The following is a 22,045-nucleotide window of genomic DNA, read 5'->3' on the forward strand; positions in this document are numbered from 1 at the left end:
ATCACATGGCTAATATAGTAGCAATCGTCGGTAGACCCAATGTGGGAAAATCTACCTTTTTCAATAGATTAGTAGAAGAGCGTAAAGCAATCGAAGACAATGTCAGCGGCGTAACCCGTGACAGACATTACGGACACGCACAATGGGGAGGAAAGTTCTTCTCAGTAATCGATACAGGTGGATATGTGACAGGATCAGATGACGTATTCGAGGCAGAGATCAGAAAACAAGTAAAATTGGCTCTCGAGGAGGCAAATGTAATTTTATTCATTGTAGACTGCCACGATGGATTGACTGACTTGGACAAAGAGTTTGCAAATGTTTTAAGAACAAGCAAAAAGCCAATTTATATCGTTGCCAACAAAGCAGATAGTCCGGAAAAATCTTTGATGGCCGCAGAATTTTATTCACTTGGACTAAGTGATCACGAAATTTTCCCAATTGCTGCTGTAAGCGGGAGCGGAACAGGTGACCTATTAGACGAGGTAATTACTCACTTTCAGGATGAGGGAGATGAAAACCCAGATGAGGGTATCCCAAAAATTGCCATTTTGGGAAGACCAAATGTAGGCAAGTCCTCTTTCTTAAATGCGCTACTAGGTAAGGAAAGATCCATTGTAACCGATGAGGCAGGAACGACACGTGATGCCATCCATACGAGATACAAATTGTATGGTAAGGACTTTATCATTACAGATACTGCCGGTATTCGCAAGAAAGCCAAAGTAAAAGAAGATATAGAATTTTACTCCGTCATGCGCTCCCTTCGCACCTTGGAAGATTCTGACGTCATCATTGTAATGATAGACGCTTCCAGAGGATTGGAAGCGCAAGACATCAATCTCATCAGCCTAGGTATCAAAAATAATAAGGGTGTGATGATCATGGTCAATAAATGGGATTTAATCGAAAAAGACCACAAGACCATGGAAAAAATCAAAAAAGACATGATGGAAAAATTAGGTGAAAACCGATGGATTCCTATCATTTTTACTTCCGTAGAAGAAAAACAACGAATCTTCCAAGCAATTGAATTAGCAGTAAAGGTCTTCGATAATAAAACCCGAAGAATTACCACATCCAAACTAAACGATTTATTGCTTCCGGAAATTGAAAAGTATCCTCCACCAGCCTTGAAAGGGAAGTATATCAAAATAAAATATATTACTCAACTCCCAACCAAAAACCCTGTTTTTGCGTTCTTTTGCAATCTTCCACAGTACATTAAAGACCCTTACACCCGGTTTTTGGAGAATAGGCTACGTGAAAACTTTGATTTTGAGGGAGTTCCTATCAAAATCACTTACAAGAAAAAGTAAAAAATATTATTTAAATAGCTTGATTTTTATTGGAATGGTCGTACATTTGCGAGCTCAAAATAGAAACAAACCAAACATCATGAAAAAGGTATTTGCAATGTTCGCTGTAGCAGGAATGTTATTCACTGCTGCTTGCGGAAACAAAACTGAAGATGCTACTGAAGAAATCGAAGTGGTAATCGAAGAAACTGAAGAAGTTATCGAAGAAGCTACTGAAGAAATCGAAGGTGCTATCGAAGAAGCTACTGAAGAAGTAGAAGAAGTTGTTGAAGGTTAATCCAAACAATTCTTTGTATAAAAGTCCGGCAATTAATTGCCGGACTTTTTTATTTTTGATCGATGAACATCGATGAGCGATTTTTAAAAGCCTTCAACAAATACCTTCCAACAGAAGCGGTACCCTATTGCTATGAGCTTTGGAAGGAAAAACCTTTTACCTTTCAAATCACCAAAGAGCGATCAACTAAGTTAGGAGACTTTCGCTATCATCAGAATCGCAGGATTCAGACAATTACCATTAATCATAACCTCAATCCTTTCCAATTTTTGATCACCTTTCTCCATGAGGTAGCCCATTTACACACCTATGAAGCGTATGGAGTGAAGGTAAAACCTCATGGAATTGAATGGAAGATAAAATTTCAAGACTTAATGCTCCCCATGTGCACCGAAAAGGTCTTTCCAAAAGATATCTTAATTCCATTGGGAAAATACATGCAAAACCCTAAAGCAAGTACAGGGACGGATCATCGATTAATCAAAGCATTGAGGGCTTATGATTCAAACAGAGACAATACCCTGATCTTTTTGATGGACCTTGATACGGGTTCAGAGTTTATCTTAAGGGAGCGTAAGTTTATAAAAAAAGAAACAAAGCGAACACGCATACTTTGTGAAGAAGTTCCTAGTGGCAATCGCTACTTGATTTCCGGAAGAGCAGAGGTTTTCCCTGTTGAATAATTAATCCTTTTCTTCGCCTATTTGATTTTCCTCCTGCGTAAAATCTTTTGGCTGAGGCAAATCCTGTAAATGATTGATTCCAAAGTATTCCATAAACTTATCACTCGTTCCGTATAAGATGGGTTTGCCTATGCTATCTGCCTTTCCTTTGATAGTTATCAACTCTTTTTCTAAAAGCTTTTGAATCGAATAATCACAGTTAACTCCTCGAATCTGCTCTACCTCTGTTTTGGTAACTGGCTGTTTGTAAGCAATAATCGATAAAGTCTCTAGTTGAGCTGTGGACAGCCGTTTTTGAGATTGTTGTTTTAATAAAATACTGATACTCGTCTGATAGGCAGGCTTGGTCAAAAATTGAAAACCTCCTCCGATAAATTCTAGAGCAAATGAGAAATCATCTGAAAGATACTTTTCTTTCAATCGCGCAATAGCTTCCGTGATATGCTCCAAAGGCACTTCAGATTCAAACATCTCCGTTAGGCAACGATGGATTTCCTCCTTGCCTAAAGGAGATGGAGAACAAAAAATTAATGCTTCAATATGTTTGTGCAAAAAGTCCAATTACTTTTTGGCTAACTTGGCTTCAATAGAATGCATAGTGTGTGGGACTGCTTTTAAGCGCTCCTTAGCGATTAACTTTCCCGTATCAATGCAAACGCCATATGTCCCATTCTTGATGCGAATCAGAGCGTTTTCTAAATTAATGATGAATTTCTGCTGTCTTGCAGCTAATTGATTGAGACTCTCACGCTCCAGCGTGTCTGCACCATCTTCTAATAGTTTAGAAGTAGAAGCAGTAAAGTCAGTGCCACTATCGTTTTTCTTACTCAACGATTCTTTCAAATTGGTGAGCTCTTCTTTAGCAATCGCTAATTTATTTAAGATAATTTCTTCAAACTCCTTCAATTCTTCAAGCGAATACGCTGTTTTGGTTTCCTGACTCATAAGCTGTTTTAGTTTTAATGTGGTCAATAAATTATCCAACTTTTGGAAAATTCCCCTAAAATAAGAGGAGCAGTTGAATTAAAAAACAAAAAGCCGCAAAGTGCGGCCATTTTTAATTCAGAGAAAGGTTATTGACTCGTTTTTCAAGCAAACTCTCATCAATATTCATTCGATATTTGATCCTCAAATAGCGGTGAATAATGGAGAGATTCTTTCCTTTTCCAATGAAATACTTTTTAAGAACTTGGCTGATGAGGTCTTTTTTCATGATTTAGTTTTTTGGGTGCAACTCTCTTATAAATATACGGAAAATTTTGATTTAAGATATGGCCCGCTAAAATCTTGTACCAACAGCAAGTGTTTTTTTATATTGTCTCAGATTTCCCACTAAATCAAATACCTCCACAAAAACAATGTAGTACCCTGGCCTAACCTTTCTACCAAAATCATCTACTCCTTCCCAAACATAAAACCCTTGTAGACCCCAAATAGCATTTTGACAAATTTCCTTCACTCTTCGGCCATCAACTCCATAGATATGGATACTCCCTACCATCCCAGCCTGCTCCATCTGGTAAGTAATCGTAGTAAATCCTTGCTCACCAGGTGCCTCTGGAACAAATATTTCTGGGAAAATACGGATATCAAGTTCAGAACTTTCAAATAAAAAGCTTTGGGAATTTTTGAATCCAGGACTTGCAAAGCCAACCGAACTTGCAGCCGAAGTCCAATTAGCAGGGTCTTGACTAGAAACTTCTGCGCTTAGCCGCTCAAGTGACACTCCCCTTGAATCCCTTAACAAACGATGATGCATTCGGTCGTGATAAGTGAAAAACTCAGCGATTGTCTCATCAGCATTGAGAAGTACTACTGTTCCGCCTGAGATAGGATAACTTGGCAGAGACGAAACTTGCACAAACCTAGTCTCTTTCCCTTTCGGATATTCCTGCTTCAAAAGTATTGCATCAGTGGTAAATACTAAAAATTCATACGGTTCAATTACAAAAGGCTCCGGAAATAAAATCCTACGATTAGCCACTTCACCTGCTGAATTCAAATTAGCCAGCTTCCAATCCTGAAGATTCAGGTATTTATCAGATGAATTATAGATCTCTACAAATCGTGGTGTACCGGTGCGTGGGTTTGCTAGCAACTCGTTTAATACAACCTCGTTTTCCAATGCTTCAAATGGCCAAATAATGACTGCTCTATTCTTGGTTTCCTCTAGAGGTCTTCCCGTACAATCCCATAATCGATCTACTTCAATCTGATAAGGCTTCCCTTGCTCCAAAGGCCTATCCAATTGGATTTCCAAAATTGTCCGACTATTACCAAAACTGACATGATCAATGGATATAGATGGTGTAATGTGAATGTTCATTCTACCCGTATCCCCCAAAATTTTAGAAAAAGTCAAGGACACACGCTGACTATCTAAAACAATGGCCCGCTCTAAAACAAACAGGGTTCGATCTGGATTCAAATCAAAAATAGCATTGGTTTTACCAGGAGTACCCCTTTTAGGTGAAGTAGAGGCCCGTAAATTAGAAGGCAGGTCACATAAGATATCGGGATTAGCTATTTCTAAACTATACCCTCCAGAAGCAAAGGCACTCCCGCCAAAGTTGGCAGTGGTGTACGATAGACTGTCCAACACTCTTCCATTCCCATCCATCAACCTTACCTGATCCGCAGAGTTAAGCAAGGCGGGCCAATTTGTTAGCCCCAAAACAGACCCAAAAGCTGTAAACTGATGTACCTGATTTCGGGGAGTCAATAAAACATATGACTTTGGAGGGAGTACAAATGCGGGAATTTGTGTCACCCTCCTAGAATTAGCCCATTGCAAACCTTCCAAGGCTAGCACCTCATCAGTTCTATTGTATAATTCAACATATTCTACATTGGGAAGTGTATTTCCTGAACGAGGTGCAGGCATCAGCTCGTTGATGATGATATCCTTAAATGCCAAAGTCTTTTGTTCACGAAAAACAAAATCAAAACTTCCTTCTTCCTGAAAATTTCCAAATAGATCAACAATTCCAGAGTAAAGCAAGGAATAAGTAGCATCGACTTGAAATGGACTAGCAAAATCCAAAATCAACTCATTTGGATTCGTAGTAAATTCTATTCGTGTAGGAAAGCGCCTGTCTACCTGAAACTGCTCCAAACCCATTGCAAAAGCTCGATCGATTGGTTCAGAAAAAATCACCAACAAACGATTAATCGAAAGTGCAAGTACTGAAGTAATCTCAGGTGGTGTCCGGTCAAAAATTACATCCATGGAAAATCCTGGAACAGGAACCGATTCGCTCGTAAATGCTAATGGCACCAGAAGCTCATATACCAAAAATTCCTCCAATGGAGTATCCAATGCCAATCGAATTGTTTTTCCATCGGATAAAATAGTATGCGTGACAGTCGTTGCATGTTCCCAAAAAGAAAATTCCCCCACAAAGCTTGTCAGTGGTTCATTGGAGTAGAGTTCTATAGTCTTATCATCTACCACCAACAGATCTACTATTGTTGGTTGATACATTACCGAAAGCTGCGAATTTGCAGTCGTCACACCTGCTGAGTTTCTAAATGGTCCCACTTGAACAGGAATTAACTCACCCAGTGAAAGCGCCTGCGTTAGGGTAATATCGACAGCATACCCACTTTCCAACAAATCAATAGCTAAGGGCTGTTGCCCTGCAATAGAAAAAATACTAGTTTGAACAATGGATGAAGGTTCAAATGGCTGCGAAAATAGCAAACGAAGACGCGTTGATGAAAGTATCCAAGCATCTCCTAATACTGCCTGACCGTTATCGACCTCGACATTGATCAATCCAGTCACTAATCCATCAGCATCTTTCATATCTACCAATTCCAAAGCATACCTATCCAAATTTAAGCCTTGGCCGATTTCTAGGAGTAGAAAGCGCTCCCGTTGTTGGACCATCTGCAAAATGGACCATCCCTCTGGCATTACTTGATCACTTACTGGAAGAATAAAAGGACGATCAAACTCCAACAAAAACTGGTAAGGACTCAGAAGTCGAGCCTGGGTGACCTGTAGGGGATTTACCTCTTCATCCATTTCAAAGACTCCAAAATCATCCATAAAAAAGCGAGCCGCTGAACCAGTTCCAAGTCCAACATTCACTTCTATTCGCACAAACACTTCTGATGCCCCATGATACTTCTCCGGAACAGATACTTCGAATAAACGAAAAGATGTTAAAGCATTAGGAAAAGTATTCGATGTACCAATCTGCAATCGGTCATCAAAAGAATCCCCTCCATTCAAGGAAAAAGCCATAAACATCTCCACTGCCCGATTGCCAGTCCCATTTACTCCTGTTCTAGCAAAAAACGCTAATTTGGGCAACTCATACGAAGTCAAGTCCAAGCGAATAAAAATCTGCCCATTAAATCCACTAATCGGCTGTACAGCCAATGCTCGGGAGCCATTTCGTCCCTGACCATTGGCTTGAAATACACGAGCAGCCGTCCCCCTCACCTCATTAGCGGACCAATTGGGAAGGAATTCCTCAGGAGCGGACACTATTCGAAAAGGAGATTCAAAATTTTGAATCTGCCCATGAGAAGTTCCATTTAAAGCACAAATGAGTAGGCATACATAGATGCATTTCCGAACATACCACATCATGCTGAAAGCTAAAAAATATCAAATCCCTAATCGGTTGATAAACGTTTAATCGGATAAAATTGAAAGAATTTCAAAAATCATCCAGTAATTTTTTGGTTTATGTAATTAAAAGGGATGCCTATATTTTTTTTGGGAATTCTTCCCGTACCTTTGCGGTTCATTAAAAAAATCAGTTTATATCATGAAACTAGCCGTTGTAGGAGCTACCGGATTGGTAGGCTCAGAAATCCTCGAAGTGCTGGATGAGCACAATTTCCCATTTGACGAATTACTCTTAGTGGCCTCTGAGCGATCAGCAGGTAAACAGATGACATACAAGGGTAAGGAATACACCATCTTGGGGCTCAAACAGGCTGTTTCTGAGAAGCCTGATATTGCTATTTTCTCCGCTGGAGGCTCTACTTCGTTGGAGTGGGCACCACAATTTGCTGCTGTCGGAACGATTGTTATCGACAATTCCTCGGCATGGAGAATGGACCCTACCAAAAAATTGGTTGTTCCAGAGATCAACGCAAAAGATCTAAGAATTGACGACCGAATCATCGCCAACCCCAACTGCTCTACCATCCAAATGGTGGTAGCCTTAAATCTCTTGAAAGAGCGCTATGGCCTCAAGAGAATCGTAGTATCTACCTATCAGTCCGTTACAGGCACAGGTAAGGCTGCAGTAGACCAAATGATGGCAGAACGTGCCGGTGAAACAGCTGAAATGGTCTATCCTCACAAAATTGACTTAAATGTATTGCCTCATATTGATGTCTTCCAACCTAATGGATACACGAAAGAGGAAATGAAGATGATCAACGAAACGAAAAAAATATTTGATGATGAAAGTATTCAAGTAACTGCCACTACTGTACGAATCCCTACCATGGGAGGCCATTCGGAGTCAGTGAACGTGGAATTTCATCAAGACTTTGACTTGGAAGAAGTAAAAGAAATCCTTAGAAAAACCCCCGGGGTTATCTTACAAGATGATCCTGCAAATAATATCTATCCAATGCCATTGACGGCACATAAAAAAGATGAAGTATTTGTGGGTCGATTAAGAAGAGATGAATCCCAACCTAACACCCTCAACATGTGGATTGTGGCTGATAACCTGAGGAAAGGTGCCGCCACCAATGCCGTACAGATCGCAAAATACTTGGTAGAACATAGCATGGCTTAATTGGATTTCAGCCAAGAACATATTGATAAAATACAGTTATTTGTGCAGGACCACCTGATGGAGGATCCTGCACAAATACTTTTACGGTATTCGGGAAAAGTAGACTTCAATCTTAAGTTTGCTGTGCAACAGATTCAAGCCCGGCAAAAAGCCAAGTCAAAAATACCTAAATGGTATGCAAACGAGTCCTTACTATTCCCTGTCAGCCTTTCTATGGAGCAGGCCTCTTCAGAAGAAACGGCTAACTATAAAGCATCCTTACTTAGCGGAGAAACATTTGCAGACCTGACAGGAGGATTGGGAATTGACAGCTATTTTATTGGCAGAAATTTCAAAAAAGCCACGTACTGCGAACGAAATGAAGAGTTATTCAAAATTTCCCAACACAACCTTGAAAAGTTATCACCTGCTCATTTTGAATGTATCAACGGTGATAGTATAGCGTGGTTAAAATCTAGACAAGATTCATTGGATTGGATTTTTATTGACCCTGCCAGAAGGGGTAATTCCAATCAAAAATTATACAAGCTATCCGACTGTGAACCAAATGTTGTAGATCATGCCAAACTCCTAGTTGAAAAAGGGGAAAATGTCATGATCAAAGCTTCCCCCATGTTGGATATCAAACAAGCTTTAAAAGAGCTCCCCTATATACAGCAGGTGATCGTTTTGGATGTAAGAAACGAAGTAAAGGAGGTTTTATTGATAGGAGGAAAAAGCTCGAATCAGCAACCCGTTTCTATATCCTGTGTAAGCCTACATCCCTCATTCGAGAACGGCTTTAGACAATTTGACTTTACTTTTGAAGAAGAGGAAGAATCTTTTGCCACTTTAGGCTCAGCTGAAAAGTATCTTATTGAGCCTCAAAGCTCCATTTTAAAAGCTGGTGGCTTTCAATTGTTTGCCCTTCGCCATAATCTCAAAAAACTAGGAAGCAATACCCATCTTTACACAAGTACTAGCATTTCTGATCAAATCCCTGGAAGAGTTTTTGAGATTCTTTGCGAGATACACCATCCAAAAAAGGAATTAAATGCTTTGGTGCCAGATGGAAAAATCAACGTCCTCACCCGCAACTACAGTATGGGAGCTGAGGAACTGAAGAAAAAATTTAGGCTAAAAGATGGTGGTAATCAGTTTTTAATCGGTGCCAAAGAAGGTGCGAATTTCAAACTTTGGATTGGAAAATTAGCCTAATACTGACTGATCTCAGAATAATAAAAAATGACCGCTCTACCTGCTAATATGCTAAAGATATTAGAGGTGAGCAGCCACTTTCACCATTTACTAAACAATAAAAAACCTAACCAAACTTTCTTAAAAACCTAAACCTACTGCCATTCCTGTTACTGCTGAACTTATTTGTCTTACCAAGGTAGCCTGTCCGGTGGAAAGATTTATAGAATAAAGTCCAGTCGTATTTCCAACGGTAAAAATACCATAAGCACTATCTGTTAGTCCGCCTATATCAAACCCATTAGAATCACCGATCATAATCCCAAGCGGACCTCTTGCCACCAAAACACCATCATTTGGTGGATCTTGTACCATCAGCATGTTGCTTTCAGAGTCAATTACATACAACAATGTACTAGTAGTTCCATCAAAATTATTTGTATAAGCTGCTCCTGTTACATTCGGATCATTGGGATTAAGCATACCATCGGTAGCTACAACCGTTCCCAAATCCGGATGCAAACGCAAATTTTGACCTGTATTGGTTACTAATCGGATACGATCAACCAATGGATTAAAGTCAAATCCAACAGCAGCACCATCAATCATCGGTGAGAGAACAGATCCTACTTGAGCGACCTGTCCATTTGCAGTATTGATGGTAATTAATCGATTCTGATTGGTTACACCATACAAGGCACCATTTCTTGGTCTAAAATCAATACCTGTCACGGTCTCTCCAGTATTCAAATTCCCAATTGCAACGGTTGACATGGCTCCAGTAGAAGGATTGATTCTGGCTAAGGAATTATTAGTAAGAGTTGCAAATACCACTGGATCAGTTTTAAATGATAGGCCAATTATCGGAAGGTTAAATGTCCCAACCCATGTTGCATTACCATTCTCAAGATTGATCGTGTACAACTTAGACTCATTGTCGACTAATGTCACAGCTAAGGAAAATTCATTGGAAGGACTGATATCAAAATTCCCTACACCCTGAAAATCGATTCCCAGAGGCCCAATCTCTCTTAAACCACCATCGTTAGGCGGATCTTGTACAAAAAGTCTGTCATTTTGAAAATCAATATCAAAGAGCAACGTAGATGTAGCTCCAGCCACCGAATTCGTGTACCCAATTGCTCCAATTCTTGGATTATTATCTCCAGAAATTTGCCCATCTGTAGCAACTACCGTCCCCAACTCTGGATGCAAACGCAAATTTTGCCCAGATTCGGTCACTAAGCGGATTCTATCTACAGTTGGATTAAAGTCAATAGATGCATTTGCTCCATTCAAGCGTGGCTCAAATGGTCCACTGCCTAATGTGGTAGCTCTTCCATTTAGCTCATTGATATGATAAAGTCTGCTGCTTGCACCCAATGCATACAATTGCCCAGTAGCTGGTCTAAAATCTATACTAATGATCTGCTCTCCGTCAGGAAGATTACTAATCATCATAACATCCGTAGGATTATTAAGAGATCTTGCATTAAACGTAGCAATCCTGTTGTCATTGGTTAGTCCAACAAATGATACATCAGGAGCTTGGCCCATTTCAGATATGTCTAAAATCGGAGCCTGTGACTGTTCATCATTACAGCTAGAAAGGAGGAGTAAGCCAACAAGCACTAACCATGCCTTGTTGACTAAGATGTTGACATGCTTCATGTGATTTAGTTTTCCCTCACATACGAAGCAAGATGCTCAACTGGATTGAGCCACTTTAAAAAACCCTTTTGAGAAAGTGATTGACTTAGGAGCTCGAAAGAGACCAAATAAAAAAAAGAACAAAAATACTTAGTCTTTTACTTCTTCATAATCTATGTAATCTCCACCTTTCAAATCTCTGTTTCTCTTTTCCTGATAAGTTGGTGGGATATGATCTACTTTCACCCCCCCTTGTTCAGGCCTTTTTCTACGCTCCTCCTCTCTTCTCAACTCATCGGCATGCGTAGCAAATTGACGGATTTTTGTTCGGACAAAGAATTTTAACAACTTGGAAAATATCCAAGACAAGGCAACAGCAATAAGAATAAATTTTAAGATAAAACCCATTGGGAGACTATTTGAATTTAGAAGCGAGAGACGAGACTTTGTTAATTCAGTCTTGTCTCTCACTCATTAAATTAATTAGAAGTATTGAGTACCTCTTGATTAACGGCTTAGATATAAATTTCGTTCGGCGTAGATTTTGAGGAAGTAGTCATCCATTAAATCTTCAATGAAGTAGATCGCTTCTCCGGTAGACTTCATTTCAGGACCTAATTCCTTGTTGACATTCGGGAATTTATGGAAGGAGAATACAGGTTCCTTGATAGCATAACCCTTTTTCACTGGATTAAATTCGAAATCTGTGACTTTTTTCTCTCCCAACATCACTTTCGTAGCATAATTCACATAAGGCTCCTGATACGCTTTACAGATAAATGGAACGGTTCTAGAAGCTCTAGGGTTGGCTTCAATTACATAAACCTTGTCATTTTTGATGGCAAACTGAATATTGATCAAGCCAACAGTTCTCAAAGCCAAAGCAATTTTCTTAGTATAGGTCTCAATCTGACGCATCACATAATCACCCAAGTTGTACGGAGGCAATACGGCATAAGAATCACCCGAATGGATACCTGCGGGTTCTATATGCTGCATGATACCAATGATGTAGACATTTTCTCCATCACAAATGGCATCAGCCTCTGCTTCAATCGCTCCTTCCAAGAAATGATCAAGTAGTATTTCATTGTTTGGAATATCACGTAATACATTGACCACATGCTCTTCCAGTTCCTTTTCATTGATTACAATTTTCATCCCCTGACCACCCAGTACGTAAGAAGGCCTAACCAACAATGGAAATCCAATTGTCTTGCAAAGCTCCAATGCCTCGTCGGTATTATGAATAGTACCAAACTCCGGATAAGGAACCTCGTTTTCCTTCAATAAGGTAGAAAAACGACCTCTGTCTTCTGCCAAATCTAGTGCCTCATAGCTGGTCCCGATGATTTTGATGCCATACTTATCCAACTTCTCAGCCAACTTCAAGGCAGTCTGACCACCCAACTGTACAATCACCCCTTCAGGCTTTTCTTGCAGGATGATCTCGTAGATGTGTTCCCAGAAAACTGGCTCAAAATATAATTTATCGGAAATATCAGGATCCGTAGAAACTGTCTCAGGATTACAGTTGATCATGATGGTCTCATAGCCACACTCTTTGGCAGCCAATACCCCATGCACACAGGAATAGTCAAATTCAATCCCTTGCCCTACACGATTTGGCCCTGAACCTAAGACTACTACCTTCTTTTTGTTGGATCTCACAGATTCATTTTCCTCTCCAAAAGTGGAGTAGTAATAAGGAGTCTGCGCTTCAAACTCAGCCGCGCAGGTGTCTACCAGTTTATAGACTCGCTTGATGCCCATTTCATGGTAACGCTTGTTGAACACATCTGACTCCAAACAATCTAGTAAATGCGCAATCTGACGGTCCGCATACCCTCTTTTCTTGGCCTTGTCCATCAACTCAGCTGGAATAGTATCGATCTTGTATTTTTCGATTTCATGCTCTAGCTGGATCAACTCTTCAATTTGCTTCAAAAACCACTTGTCAATCTTGGTAAGGTCTTGAATAGTACGGAAGGAAATACCCAATTTGAACGCATCATATACATGGAATAAACGATTCCAACTTGGATTGGCTAAACTGTATAATAACTCTTCTTGGTTTCTCAACTCCTTACCATCGGCTCCCAAGCCGTTACGCTTGATTTCCAGAGACTGACAGGCTTTTTGTAAGGCTTCTTGGAAGTTACGGCCAATACCCATCACTTCACCTACCGCCTTCATGGATAATCCCAATCTACGATCGGATCCTTTAAATTTATCAAAATTCCAACGCGGGATCTTTACAATCACATAATCAATAGCCGGTTCAAAAAATGCTGAAGTAGTACCTGTAATGGAATTCGTCAATTCATCCAAATTGTAACCAATAGCCAATTTGGCAGCAACTTTAGCAATTGGATAGCCTGTAGCTTTGGATGCCAAGGCAGAAGAACGGGAAACCCGTGGATTGATTTCAATACCGATGATTTCCGAATTATCCGGACTTACGGCAAACTGCACATTACAGCCTCCTGCAAAATTCCCGATACTATTCATCATGGTAATCGCATAATTTCGCATGCGCTGATACACTGTATCTGGAAGCGTCATCGCAGGTGCTACGGTGATGGAGTCTCCTGTATGCACACCCATTGGGTCAAAATTTTCAATCGAACAGATCACAATCATGTTCCCGATATTATCCCGCATCACCTCCAACTCATACTCCTTCCAGCCCAAGATGCTCTGCTCAATCAGTACTTCGTGAACAGGTGAAGCTTGCAAGCCAGCTGATAGCAATCTTTCAAAATCCTCAGCTTTCTCTACAAAAGCTCCACCAGCACCACCCAGGGTATAGGATGCTCTGATGATCAATGGAAAGCCTATTTCCTGTGCAATTTCTTTTCCTTGCAAAAAGGAAGTGGCTGTATCACCTTTACAAACCCCAACACCAATCTTCTCCATCAAGGCTTTGAATTTCTCACGGTTTTCAGCAGTATCAATAGCGTCAATATCTACACCGATCATGCGAACACCAAATTTTTTCCAAACGCCACCTTTTTCGCAGTCGATGGCTAAGTTCAATGCCGTCTGACCACCCATGGTAGGCAATACTGCATCGATATCAGGGTGATCTTGTAGGATTTTAACGATGGATTTCTTTTCTAACGGAAGCAAATACACGTTATCCGCAGTCACCGGATCCGTCATGATAGTCGCTGGATTCGAGTTGATCAAGGTAACTTTAATCCCTTCTTCTCTCAAAGACCTAGAGGCCTGAGAGCCAGAGTAATCAAATTCGCATGCTTGACCAATAACAATGGGACCAGAACCGATGAGTAAGACGTGTTTAATGCTGGAGTCTTTAGGCATTACAAGGAGGTTTAAGTAAGGTTAAATACTGATGGCTAAATTGGCGTAAAATTAGGCAAATAATTTAAAGTAGCCCGATGGAAAAGAAAAAAATGCAATAAACTGATAAAATGGTAAGAATTTAAGCCAAATCTGTTGTTGCGTATTTTTACGTAGAAAAAGCCTAGGGTTTGTTTAAGCTGACTTTTGGAAATTACAAGTGAAAAAATGAATTTTATGGTTCTACACATTCATTTCACTAGCTACGCAGATGAATACATTTAACCAAAAAAAGCTCTCCGATCCCAAAAGGATCATATGTTTATAGCACAAAATCAACCTAGGCCAAGGTACGACCCCGAAAGGGGTCGAATAGGGCTACTATTTAATTGGTATCTATAAACATGTGACCTCTTCGAGGTCGGTCTTCTCAGCACTTATAAAACCTAACAATCTTTGAGAAAATTCTAGAATTATCATTCTTCTTCCTGAATGCCAAAGGAAATAAAATTATTGACTAATATCATCCGAAAACTAGAACAAGTTAAAAACTGTTTCTACCCTTATTTCCACATTATTTCTACCTTATTTCAAAAAGACAAACCTCCTTCTTACACCAAGTCTTGGTTCTTGGTTCTTGTTTCTTGCCTCTAAAACCTCGTCTCCTGCTTGCAGCAGGCAAGTCTCGCATCTCCCCTACCTCCACCGAAAACTCTTCTCATCTATCGCGCGCATCGTGCACAGAACTCCATTGAGATGGTCATATTCATGCTGGATCAGTTCTGCAATCGCACCTTCAACTGTCCAATATTGTTTTTCCCAATTTTCATCCAAGTATTCCAAGGTAATAGACTGATGACGCTCGACTTTTACAAACAAATTTGGGAAGCTCATGCAGTCGTCCCATAGCTCAAACATCTCCGAACTCGCTTGGACAATCTCAGGATTGATGATGATGTATGGCTTATCCAAATTCAGATAAAACAGCCGCTTCATAATCCCCAACTGCGGGGCTGCAATGCCTCTCCCAAAACCATAAACCTTCCGGATATCCTCCATGGCCTCGTGCAGGTCCTGTACCCAAGCCTTCACCAGAGGTAATTCCGATTCCAACACCGGTTCGCACACCTCATACAAGCGCGGGTCCCCTAATTTTAAGATATCATCAACGGTCTTCATGTATTTTTCTTACTTTTTTTCCCATGCTTTCCAACCTTTTGGTAGTTTCAAGACTCTTTAGTCCGATTATGAAACATTTGTACCGCAAAGAAGAAGATTTACTCAGAGATTGCCTCCAACAAAAACAGGATGCGCAGTTTGAGTTATTTGAGCGGTACAAGTTAGCCATGTTTAATCTTGTCTATCGAATCTGCAATGACTATGATCAAGCAAATGATATTTTGCAGGAAGGCTTTATAGATGTATTCAGAAATTTAGGAAAGTTTGAACAGAAATCTACGCTAGGTGCTTGGATAAAATCCATCATGCTGAGAAAAGCCCTGAAGGTAGTTAGCAAAAAAATGGTCTTCGAAGAGATTGTCGAAAATTTAGAAGACCAAACCTATCCCTTAGAACAGTGGATTCAGGCAGAAGTGTTGGATCAGGCAATCCGAAGTTTACCAGTGGCTTCCAGGACTGTGTTTGTCATGTATGAAGTGGAAGGCTACTCTCATCAGGAAATTGCAGATACTCTACATATAAGCTTAGGTACTTCAAAGTCCCAGCTTCATTATGCAAAGAAAATCTTACAAGAACGTCTCTCAAAACATTACCAAGAAAAATGAGCGCTGAGAAACCAACTAACCTAAAAAATATGCTCCCTGAGTTTCAACCCAAAGCTAAGCTTTGGGACGAAATGATGGAAAAGCAATCATTGGATGCTCAGGTGCGCACATTGGTCAATGAACTCCCTGTCCATCAACCTAAAGCAGAGCTTTGGGCAAACATTCAGGCGGGGTTGAACCGAAAAAAGCTTGCCTTGATTTGGTATGGAGGAATAGCTGCCAGTATTATTATGCTCCTAGGGGTATCAGCTCTTTTTCTATTTTCCTCTAGAAATTCAGCACTAGATAAAAATCAGCTATCCATACTTGAAAATATAAGAAAAGAAGACCCTATTTCAACAAGCCCTCCACAATCGACTGAGATGGAAGGGGTTTTGGAAATGGAAGTTGCTATAACGACCCATTTCGACAATACCAATAACCAAGTCGTTCAATTGGAGAAATTAAGTCTGCTTGAAAAAGGGGCTAAAAAAGATCGTCTGAACTTACCTTTTCAAACACCTATAGTGCCTTTTCCAGAAAAAACAATCACCTGGGATAACCAAGATATTCTTCAAGAGCGAAAACTCATAGCTTCTTCCTCCAAAAGAGAGATTATAATCCAATGGGACACTCCCATGAGGCGCGTACGTTTAGATGGATTTATGGTAAGACTTACCGAAGAAGAATGGCAAAACTTACAGGAGTCCAATAAATCCAAAAAAGGATTTCTTAAACTTCCTGAACTAGTTGCCCGAACACCAGAAAAATAGCAGCTGTATTCATACACCTCCTCCCGATATCAGAGGAACTTCCAACAAACGCAATGAAAAAACAACTCTTAACTCTTCTGATCAGCCTGATCGGATACACAGTCTATGCACAAATCCCGGGAAACACACCCAAATACATTGTGTCTTTTAAAAATTGGATAGAGCAAAATCCAGACTACTTTACAGACACCTTAAGTTTTAAATTACCAAACAATGGAATCATCTGGACCTATTACAATGCACAAGATTATTATACAGAAGACATCCTGACCAAACTCCAACCTGTCCTCAAAAAAGCCACCAACTTTCCAGAAAAAGAAGAGCGACATTACTTCCTTCAACCAAACTTTTGGGAATCTCAATTGGATTATGTGGCTGAAGATATCAACAGAAGATACACAAGCCACCGTACCAGTTACACCTTAGGCATTCCCATTGGGCTAGACTATACGGGAGGCAGGTTTACGATTGATGCAGGATTTCGAATGATGGCAGATTTAAAAAGATTCAGCCTCGGAGCATCTCTTACCAACACAGTATTCTTTACTGACCGCAATGAAGGCGGAGTAAACGTTCACCACAATCCGTTCATCAATGCAGAGTTAGAATTCCGTCCTTATAAAAGAGCCATTAGCGGTCTCCAACTAGGCTATCTAACAAGCCCATCAGGCCCTGTATTCCAAGGTCAAACATTCCAGATAAATTATCGATATTTTGTCAAAAGTACTATTCAGCTAAAAATCGGAGCAGTTTTAACAGATGACGCAAAAACATTGATACCTACAATAGGAGTTAGATTCTTTTAAAAATAGTAGACAGGAGAGTGTGCATCTTCAATGATACAAAAAATAGTCATTTTTGCATCTTTGAAGATACACTTTTAATTATGTTTTGTATCTTTGATGATACAATGGAAGGGTTAGTAAATAGATATAGAAATTTACTCTTGTCTGTAAAGACAGATTTTAAAAGAGGCCACTACCAAACCATCAATTGGAATGGACGAGCCATATGCATTTTGGGAGCAAGAGGAACTGGTAAAACAACCTTAATGCTTCAATACCTCAAGGAAAATTTACCCTTGGATAAATCGCTATATCTAAGTTTAGATGATCTTTACTTCAAGGAAAATAACCTTGTTGATCTAGCAGAAAGATTTTACCAATTAGGCGGAAGAAATTTGCTATTGGATGAAGTACATAAATATAATGATTGGCAAAGTGCAGTAAAAAATATTTATGATTTCTATCCAGATCTCAAACTAATCATATCTGGGTCTTCTATTCTCGAACTCCAAAAATCACAAGCAGACTTGAGTAGAAGACTTGTTTACTATAATTTGCCAGAATTATCATTCAGAGAATACTTAAGCCTCAAATTCAGGATTAACCTGGTTCAATATGACTTAAATGAAGTTTTGACTACTCATCAAGCACTTGTCGATCCTATCCTTACATCTATTCCTGATATTATGCTTCATTTTGAGCATTATAAAAAAATTGGTGCTTACCCATTCTTTTTGGAGGATGAAAGAGATTATGTTTCGAAAATCAATCAATTAATCAACGTCATTATTGACTATGACCTACCCGAAGGTAAAGACATATCAAGCAATACACAGTCGAAATTGAAAAAATTACTTTATGTTATTTCAACATCCGTGCCTTTCAGTCCGAATATTAGTAAGCTAGCAGAAAAAACTGAAACAACCCGACCTAGGCTACTTGAAATGCTACATTTGTTGGAAGTTTCAAAACTTATACTAAGCCTAAGTTCTTCCTCTAAAGGTATAAGCTTCATGAATAAACCAGATAAAATTTATTTAGCAAATTCAAACTTGATATATGCACTTGCATTAGAAAATCAAAATCAAGGAAATGTTAGAGAAACATTTTTCATAAACCAACTCAAAAACTCTGGAAATACGGTTACCACTGCGAGAAATGGAGACTTCTTAGTAAACGATACTCATGAATTTGAAATTGGTGGGAAAAACAAAAGTTTCGACCAAATAGCTAACATCCCCAATTCCTTTATTGCAGCAGATGAAATACTTTATGGATTCGGAAACAAAATACCTTTGTATCTATTTGGTTTCCTCTATTAAACCAAAAAAGACCCTAATTCCTTAAGGTCTTTTTTTTAAACGATCCCCAAAGGGGATTCTTTATTACGCTTTATCTTAATTCTTGATTCTTGAGTCTTGGATATTTTTTATCTGTATTTTACATCTCTCGAAAACTATTCTTTCCTTTTAAGAATAATCTTTAATCTCACACTCCCCAATTATTTCGCCGAAGGCATATTTCAATTTATTTCGCGTCAGCATATTTCAGTCGCTACACCTCAAAATCAAACCTTCCCAAACATCTAACTATACCCAAGCCAGCCCGCTTCTCCTACACATAGTTATTCAACATCACCGGCATCACCAACATCAAAATATCCTCATTATCAGACTTATCAGATGGTACGATCAAACCAGCTCTATTTGGAGCAGAGAACTGAAGCGTAACTTCTCTGGAAGAAAGGTTATTCAACATTTCTACTAAGAATTTTGCGTTGAAGCCGATTTCGATATCCTCACCGTCATGCTCACAAGATAGACGCTCGTTTGCTTCATTGGAGAAGTCTAAGTCCTCAGCAGAGATTTGTAATTCAGAACCTGTCAATTTCAAGCGGACTTGATGCGTAGTTTTATTGGCATAGATGGCAATCCTTCTCAAGGAACTCAAGAAATCCATACGATCAATAGTCATATGGTTAGGATTGTCAATCGGAATTACATTTTCATAATCTGGGAAACGCTCATCGATCAAGCGGCAAATCATTTTGATGCTGCCAAACTTGAAGTAGGCATTGGAAGAGTTGAACTCAACGGTTACCGGAACATTTTCAGATGGTAAAGTAGATTTCAATAAGTTCAACGCTTTACGAGGGATAATCAAACTCGCTGCATCAGCAGAGGCAATATCTACTCTTCTGTAGCGCACCAATCGGTGACCATCCGTAGCAACAAACGTCGCATTGGTACTGCTCAAGTTGATGTAAACCCCAGTCATCGCCGGTCTCAATTCATCGTTGCTGGTAGCAAAGATGGTATTGCTGATAGCCGAACTCAATACCTCAGTAGACATATCTACCGCAGTAGCATTAGTGACAGTAGGTATTTTTGGGAAATCAGTTGCATTTTCCCCTGAAAGCTTGTACCGGCCATTGTCAGAACTGATCTCGATACTGTAGGTATCATGATCGATGCTGAAAGTAACTGGCTGCTCTGGTAGATTTTTCAAGGTTTCGATTAAAATCTTTGCAGGAACTGCAATATTGCCATCCTCCTTAGACTCCACATCGATTTCAGTCATCATGGATGTCTGTAAGTCGGATGCAGTAATAGTCAATTTACCTTCTTTGATTTCAAAAAGGAAATTTTCCAAAATGGGTACAACTGGGTTGGTAGTCACTACGCCATTGATAGCAGAAAGCTGCTTTAAAAGGGCAGAGGAGGAAACAATGAATTTCATATCGTTATTGCTAATTTTTTCCTAATGTTTGAATAGAGTAAATTTATAAATAAAATCTAATTTTGAGCCTTCAACTCGACAGATTTCGCAAATTTGTAGAATTCTCTCCAAAATTTAAGGGATTCACCTGTTTTTGTACTTCAATTTCCGCACAAAAAACCAAACACCTCCAAGCAGTCCCAAGAAAATCAAGGGAACGCCCACATTGAACCACTGCCAGAAACTTTTTTCTTGCCTGACCTTAGCTTTATTGAGTGGTCTGATTTTAAACTGCTTACTCCTAGATGCTATCAATCCTTCAGGTTCTGTAAGATAAGCTATCGTATTTTGTAGGAATTGTCGATTAGCAAAGGTTACTGCATTGAATGGGTCAACGCCAAGGGGAAGTGGGGTTCCGGTACCTAATTCGGACTGACTCGTGAAGACAGAACTGCCCCCAACCACTAATACTTTCCCTCCAGCTCCTTGCTCTTGAAACGTAGTTTTATCAGCTCCAGTAGGCAAAAACCGATTTTTAAAAACAGAGGTAAACTCCCCTTCCAACAAATATCCCAATGGCAAAAAAGCCTGATTGAAATCTTCTATATTGGGTTCATTGGCCATATCTTCAAAAGCAATCCGTACAGGTGCTGATAATTTTCTACTAAACTCTGATGTAAATATCAACGGTGTCTTTCGCACCCCATCAGCTTTGACAGTATCCAAGCTACTCGTGAATCGAAACAATACCTGATCAAGACCTTTGGTTATGGGATGCTTGGCCATCAAACTCGCCTTGATGAAAAATGGCCAAGGCAACGGGACCAACTGCTCCTGATTACCAAAATTACCTGCCATCACAGGATAATAGCCAAAATTAATATCCTGTATAAAATCCTTGTTCACCCGTACACCATATCTGAATAACATATTATCCAAACCATGATCAAAAGGCATCCCTACCGTACCATCTCCTCTCGCTTGGATCATATCATAAACTAATGCATCCACTAAGAATAGTACATTACCTCCATTCATGAGGTATTGATCAATCAAATAAATAGCTCGTTCATCATAGCTTTCTCGTGGCCCAGATACAATCAAAACTGCAAAAGGATCCAAATCCTCTACTTTTTTCGCTTGTTCCATAGGGATCTTGAATACCTCATAATCATCCACTAAGGCTTCTACAAAACCAAAACCATCATCTTCACTTAACTCCCCATGTCCCATGAATAAACCAATGGAATATTGCTTTTCACCCACCAACTTTCGAATGGCGTTTATGAGTTCAAACTCTAAATTTTCTATGGATTGATTCAAGATTTCTTCATTGGATGCCATTCGCTCCCCTTTCAAAATCAAGGCACCTGTTTCAAACTCCTCCGTTCTAGCAACAATTCCTGGCCAAATTAAAATGGATTTTTGTCCACCATCTTCTGTGACAAATAAATTGGTAGGATTGATACCGTATTCTGCAAGGATCACAATGTATTCCTCCTGAACATCTTTTGGAAGGGCAAGCGGATCTTGATAGATAAAAGAAATTTTCTTCGATGCATAGGCATCAAACGTACGGAGCATTTCTTCAGTAGAACGTTGCAAACGCCTCATCCCACCAGGCAAATTTCCTGTCAGAAGGATCTCCACCTCCACAGGTTCGTCCAATTGCCTTAAAAATTCAATCGTAGCTGGATTTAAACTGTATCGTTTTTCTTCCGTCAAATCAATTCTAAAAGGGACAATATACGTCAAAATGACGCTAATGGCGATCAATGCTCCCAAACCGATCAAGAAGGATATGAGGTTGTTCTTTTGCAT

The 22,045-nt window shown here is 39.6% G+C and carries 19 protein-coding genes; 9 read left to right on the forward strand and 10 right to left on the reverse strand.

Annotation, left to right across the window (positions count from 1 at the left end):
• Positions 1-5 precede the first annotated feature (5 nt).
• The 3 genes from der (at position 6) to IPZ59_RS02660 (ending at position 2,279) form a co-directional block, all read left to right on the forward strand.
• Positions 6-1,319 carry a ribosome biogenesis GTPase Der gene (der, locus tag IPZ59_RS02650; protein WP_236138336.1) on the forward strand — a complete coding sequence of 438 codons (1,314 nt, stop codon included), beginning with the start codon at positions 6-8 and terminating at the stop codon, positions 1,317-1,319.
• 79 nt (positions 1,320-1,398) lie between these two features.
• Positions 1,399-1,596, forward strand: a complete 198-nt coding sequence (locus IPZ59_RS02655) for a hypothetical protein (RefSeq protein ID WP_236138337.1) — start codon at positions 1,399-1,401, stop codon at positions 1,594-1,596.
• Between the two features lie 62 nt (positions 1,597-1,658).
• The gene (locus IPZ59_RS02660; protein ID WP_236138338.1) at positions 1,659-2,279 is read left to right on the forward strand and encodes a SprT-like domain-containing protein; all 621 of its coding nucleotides are present in this window, start codon (positions 1,659-1,661) and stop codon (positions 2,277-2,279) included.
• Here IPZ59_RS02660 and scpB read toward each other — a convergent pair whose 3' ends face one another.
• The 4 genes from scpB to IPZ59_RS02680 form a co-directional block, all read right to left on the reverse strand.
• Positions 2,280-2,840, reverse strand: a complete 561-nt coding sequence (gene scpB, locus IPZ59_RS02665) for an SMC-Scp complex subunit ScpB (RefSeq protein WP_236138339.1) — start codon at positions 2,838-2,840, stop codon at positions 2,280-2,282.
• Positions 2,841-3,224 (reverse strand): TraR/DksA family transcriptional regulator, encoded by a 384-nt coding sequence (locus tag IPZ59_RS02670; protein ID WP_236138340.1) that lies wholly within the window; start codon positions 3,222-3,224, stop codon positions 2,841-2,843.
• A 112-nt stretch (positions 3,225-3,336) separates the two neighbouring features.
• A complete protein-coding gene (locus IPZ59_RS02675; protein ID WP_236138341.1) occupies positions 3,337-3,492 on the reverse strand; it encodes a hypothetical protein in 156 nt (51 codons plus the stop codon).
• A 66-nt stretch (positions 3,493-3,558) separates the two neighbouring features.
• Positions 3,559-6,882: a lamin tail domain-containing protein gene (locus IPZ59_RS02680; RefSeq protein ID WP_236138342.1), complete on the reverse strand. Its 3,324-nt coding sequence runs from the start codon at positions 6,880-6,882 to the stop codon at positions 3,559-3,561.
• Between the two features lie 181 nt (positions 6,883-7,063).
• On the opposite strand from IPZ59_RS02680, the gene IPZ59_RS02685 reads away from it, so the two are divergent.
• Positions 7,064-8,053 carry an aspartate-semialdehyde dehydrogenase gene (locus tag IPZ59_RS02685; RefSeq protein WP_236138343.1) on the forward strand — a complete coding sequence of 330 codons (990 nt, stop codon included), beginning with the start codon at positions 7,064-7,066 and terminating at the stop codon, positions 8,051-8,053.
• Positions 8,054-9,250, forward strand: a complete 1,197-nt coding sequence (locus tag IPZ59_RS02690) for a class I SAM-dependent methyltransferase (RefSeq protein WP_236138344.1) — start codon at positions 8,054-8,056, stop codon at positions 9,248-9,250.
• A gap of 120 nt (positions 9,251-9,370) precedes the next feature.
• On the opposite strand, the gene IPZ59_RS02695 is transcribed toward IPZ59_RS02690, so the two are convergent.
• The 4 genes from IPZ59_RS02695 to IPZ59_RS02710 form a co-directional block, all read right to left on the reverse strand.
• Positions 9,371-10,900: a DUF4394 domain-containing protein gene (locus tag IPZ59_RS02695; RefSeq protein ID WP_236138345.1), complete on the reverse strand. Its 1,530-nt coding sequence runs from the start codon at positions 10,898-10,900 to the stop codon at positions 9,371-9,373.
• 129 nt (positions 10,901-11,029) lie between these two features.
• Complete coding sequence (locus tag IPZ59_RS02700; protein WP_236138346.1) at positions 11,030-11,287, reverse strand: DUF4834 domain-containing protein; 258 nt, start codon at positions 11,285-11,287, stop codon at positions 11,030-11,032.
• Positions 11,288-11,386: 99 nt separating this feature from the next.
• Complete coding sequence (gene carB / locus IPZ59_RS02705) at positions 11,387-14,206, reverse strand: carbamoyl-phosphate synthase large subunit (protein ID WP_236138347.1); 2,820 nt, start codon at positions 14,204-14,206, stop codon at positions 11,387-11,389.
• Positions 14,207-14,881: 675 nt separating this feature from the next.
• Positions 14,882-15,364, reverse strand: a complete 483-nt coding sequence (locus tag IPZ59_RS02710; RefSeq protein ID WP_236138348.1) for a peptide deformylase — start codon at positions 15,362-15,364, stop codon at positions 14,882-14,884.
• A 68-nt stretch (positions 15,365-15,432) separates the two neighbouring features.
• Here IPZ59_RS02710 and IPZ59_RS02715 point away from each other — a divergent pair, with 68 nt between their 5' ends.
• The 4 genes from IPZ59_RS02715 (at position 15,433) to IPZ59_RS02730 (ending at position 18,828) form a co-directional block, all read left to right on the forward strand.
• Positions 15,433-15,969 (forward strand): RNA polymerase sigma factor, encoded by a 537-nt coding sequence (locus IPZ59_RS02715; RefSeq protein WP_236138349.1) that lies wholly within the window; start codon positions 15,433-15,435, stop codon positions 15,967-15,969.
• Positions 15,966-16,721 (forward strand): hypothetical protein, encoded by a 756-nt coding sequence (locus tag IPZ59_RS02720; RefSeq protein ID WP_236138350.1) that lies wholly within the window; start codon positions 15,966-15,968, stop codon positions 16,719-16,721. The genes IPZ59_RS02715 and IPZ59_RS02720 overlap by 4 nt, the downstream gene beginning before the upstream one ends.
• A 53-nt stretch (positions 16,722-16,774) precedes the next feature.
• A complete protein-coding gene (locus tag IPZ59_RS02725) occupies positions 16,775-17,527 on the forward strand; it encodes a hypothetical protein (RefSeq protein ID WP_236138351.1) in 753 nt (250 codons plus the stop codon).
• An 80-nt stretch (positions 17,528-17,607) separates the two neighbouring features.
• Complete coding sequence (locus tag IPZ59_RS02730; RefSeq protein WP_236138352.1) at positions 17,608-18,828, forward strand: ATP-binding protein; 1,221 nt, start codon at positions 17,608-17,610, stop codon at positions 18,826-18,828.
• A 292-nt stretch (positions 18,829-19,120) separates the two neighbouring features.
• Here IPZ59_RS02730 and dnaN read toward each other — a convergent pair whose 3' ends face one another.
• Together dnaN and gldG are read right to left on the reverse strand one after the other, a co-directional pair.
• Positions 19,121-20,245 carry a DNA polymerase III subunit beta gene (gene dnaN / locus IPZ59_RS02735; protein ID WP_236138353.1) on the reverse strand — a complete coding sequence of 375 codons (1,125 nt, stop codon included), beginning with the start codon at positions 20,243-20,245 and terminating at the stop codon, positions 19,121-19,123.
• A gap of 123 nt (positions 20,246-20,368) precedes the next feature.
• Positions 20,369-22,045, reverse strand: coding sequence for a gliding motility-associated ABC transporter substrate-binding protein GldG (gldG, locus tag IPZ59_RS02740; protein WP_236138354.1), 1,677 nt, complete (start codon positions 22,043-22,045; stop codon positions 20,369-20,371).

It is taken from the genome of Mongoliitalea daihaiensis (genome assembly GCF_021596945.1).
Taxonomy (GTDB): Bacteria; Bacteroidota; Bacteroidia; order Cytophagales; family Cyclobacteriaceae; genus Mongoliitalea; species Mongoliitalea daihaiensis.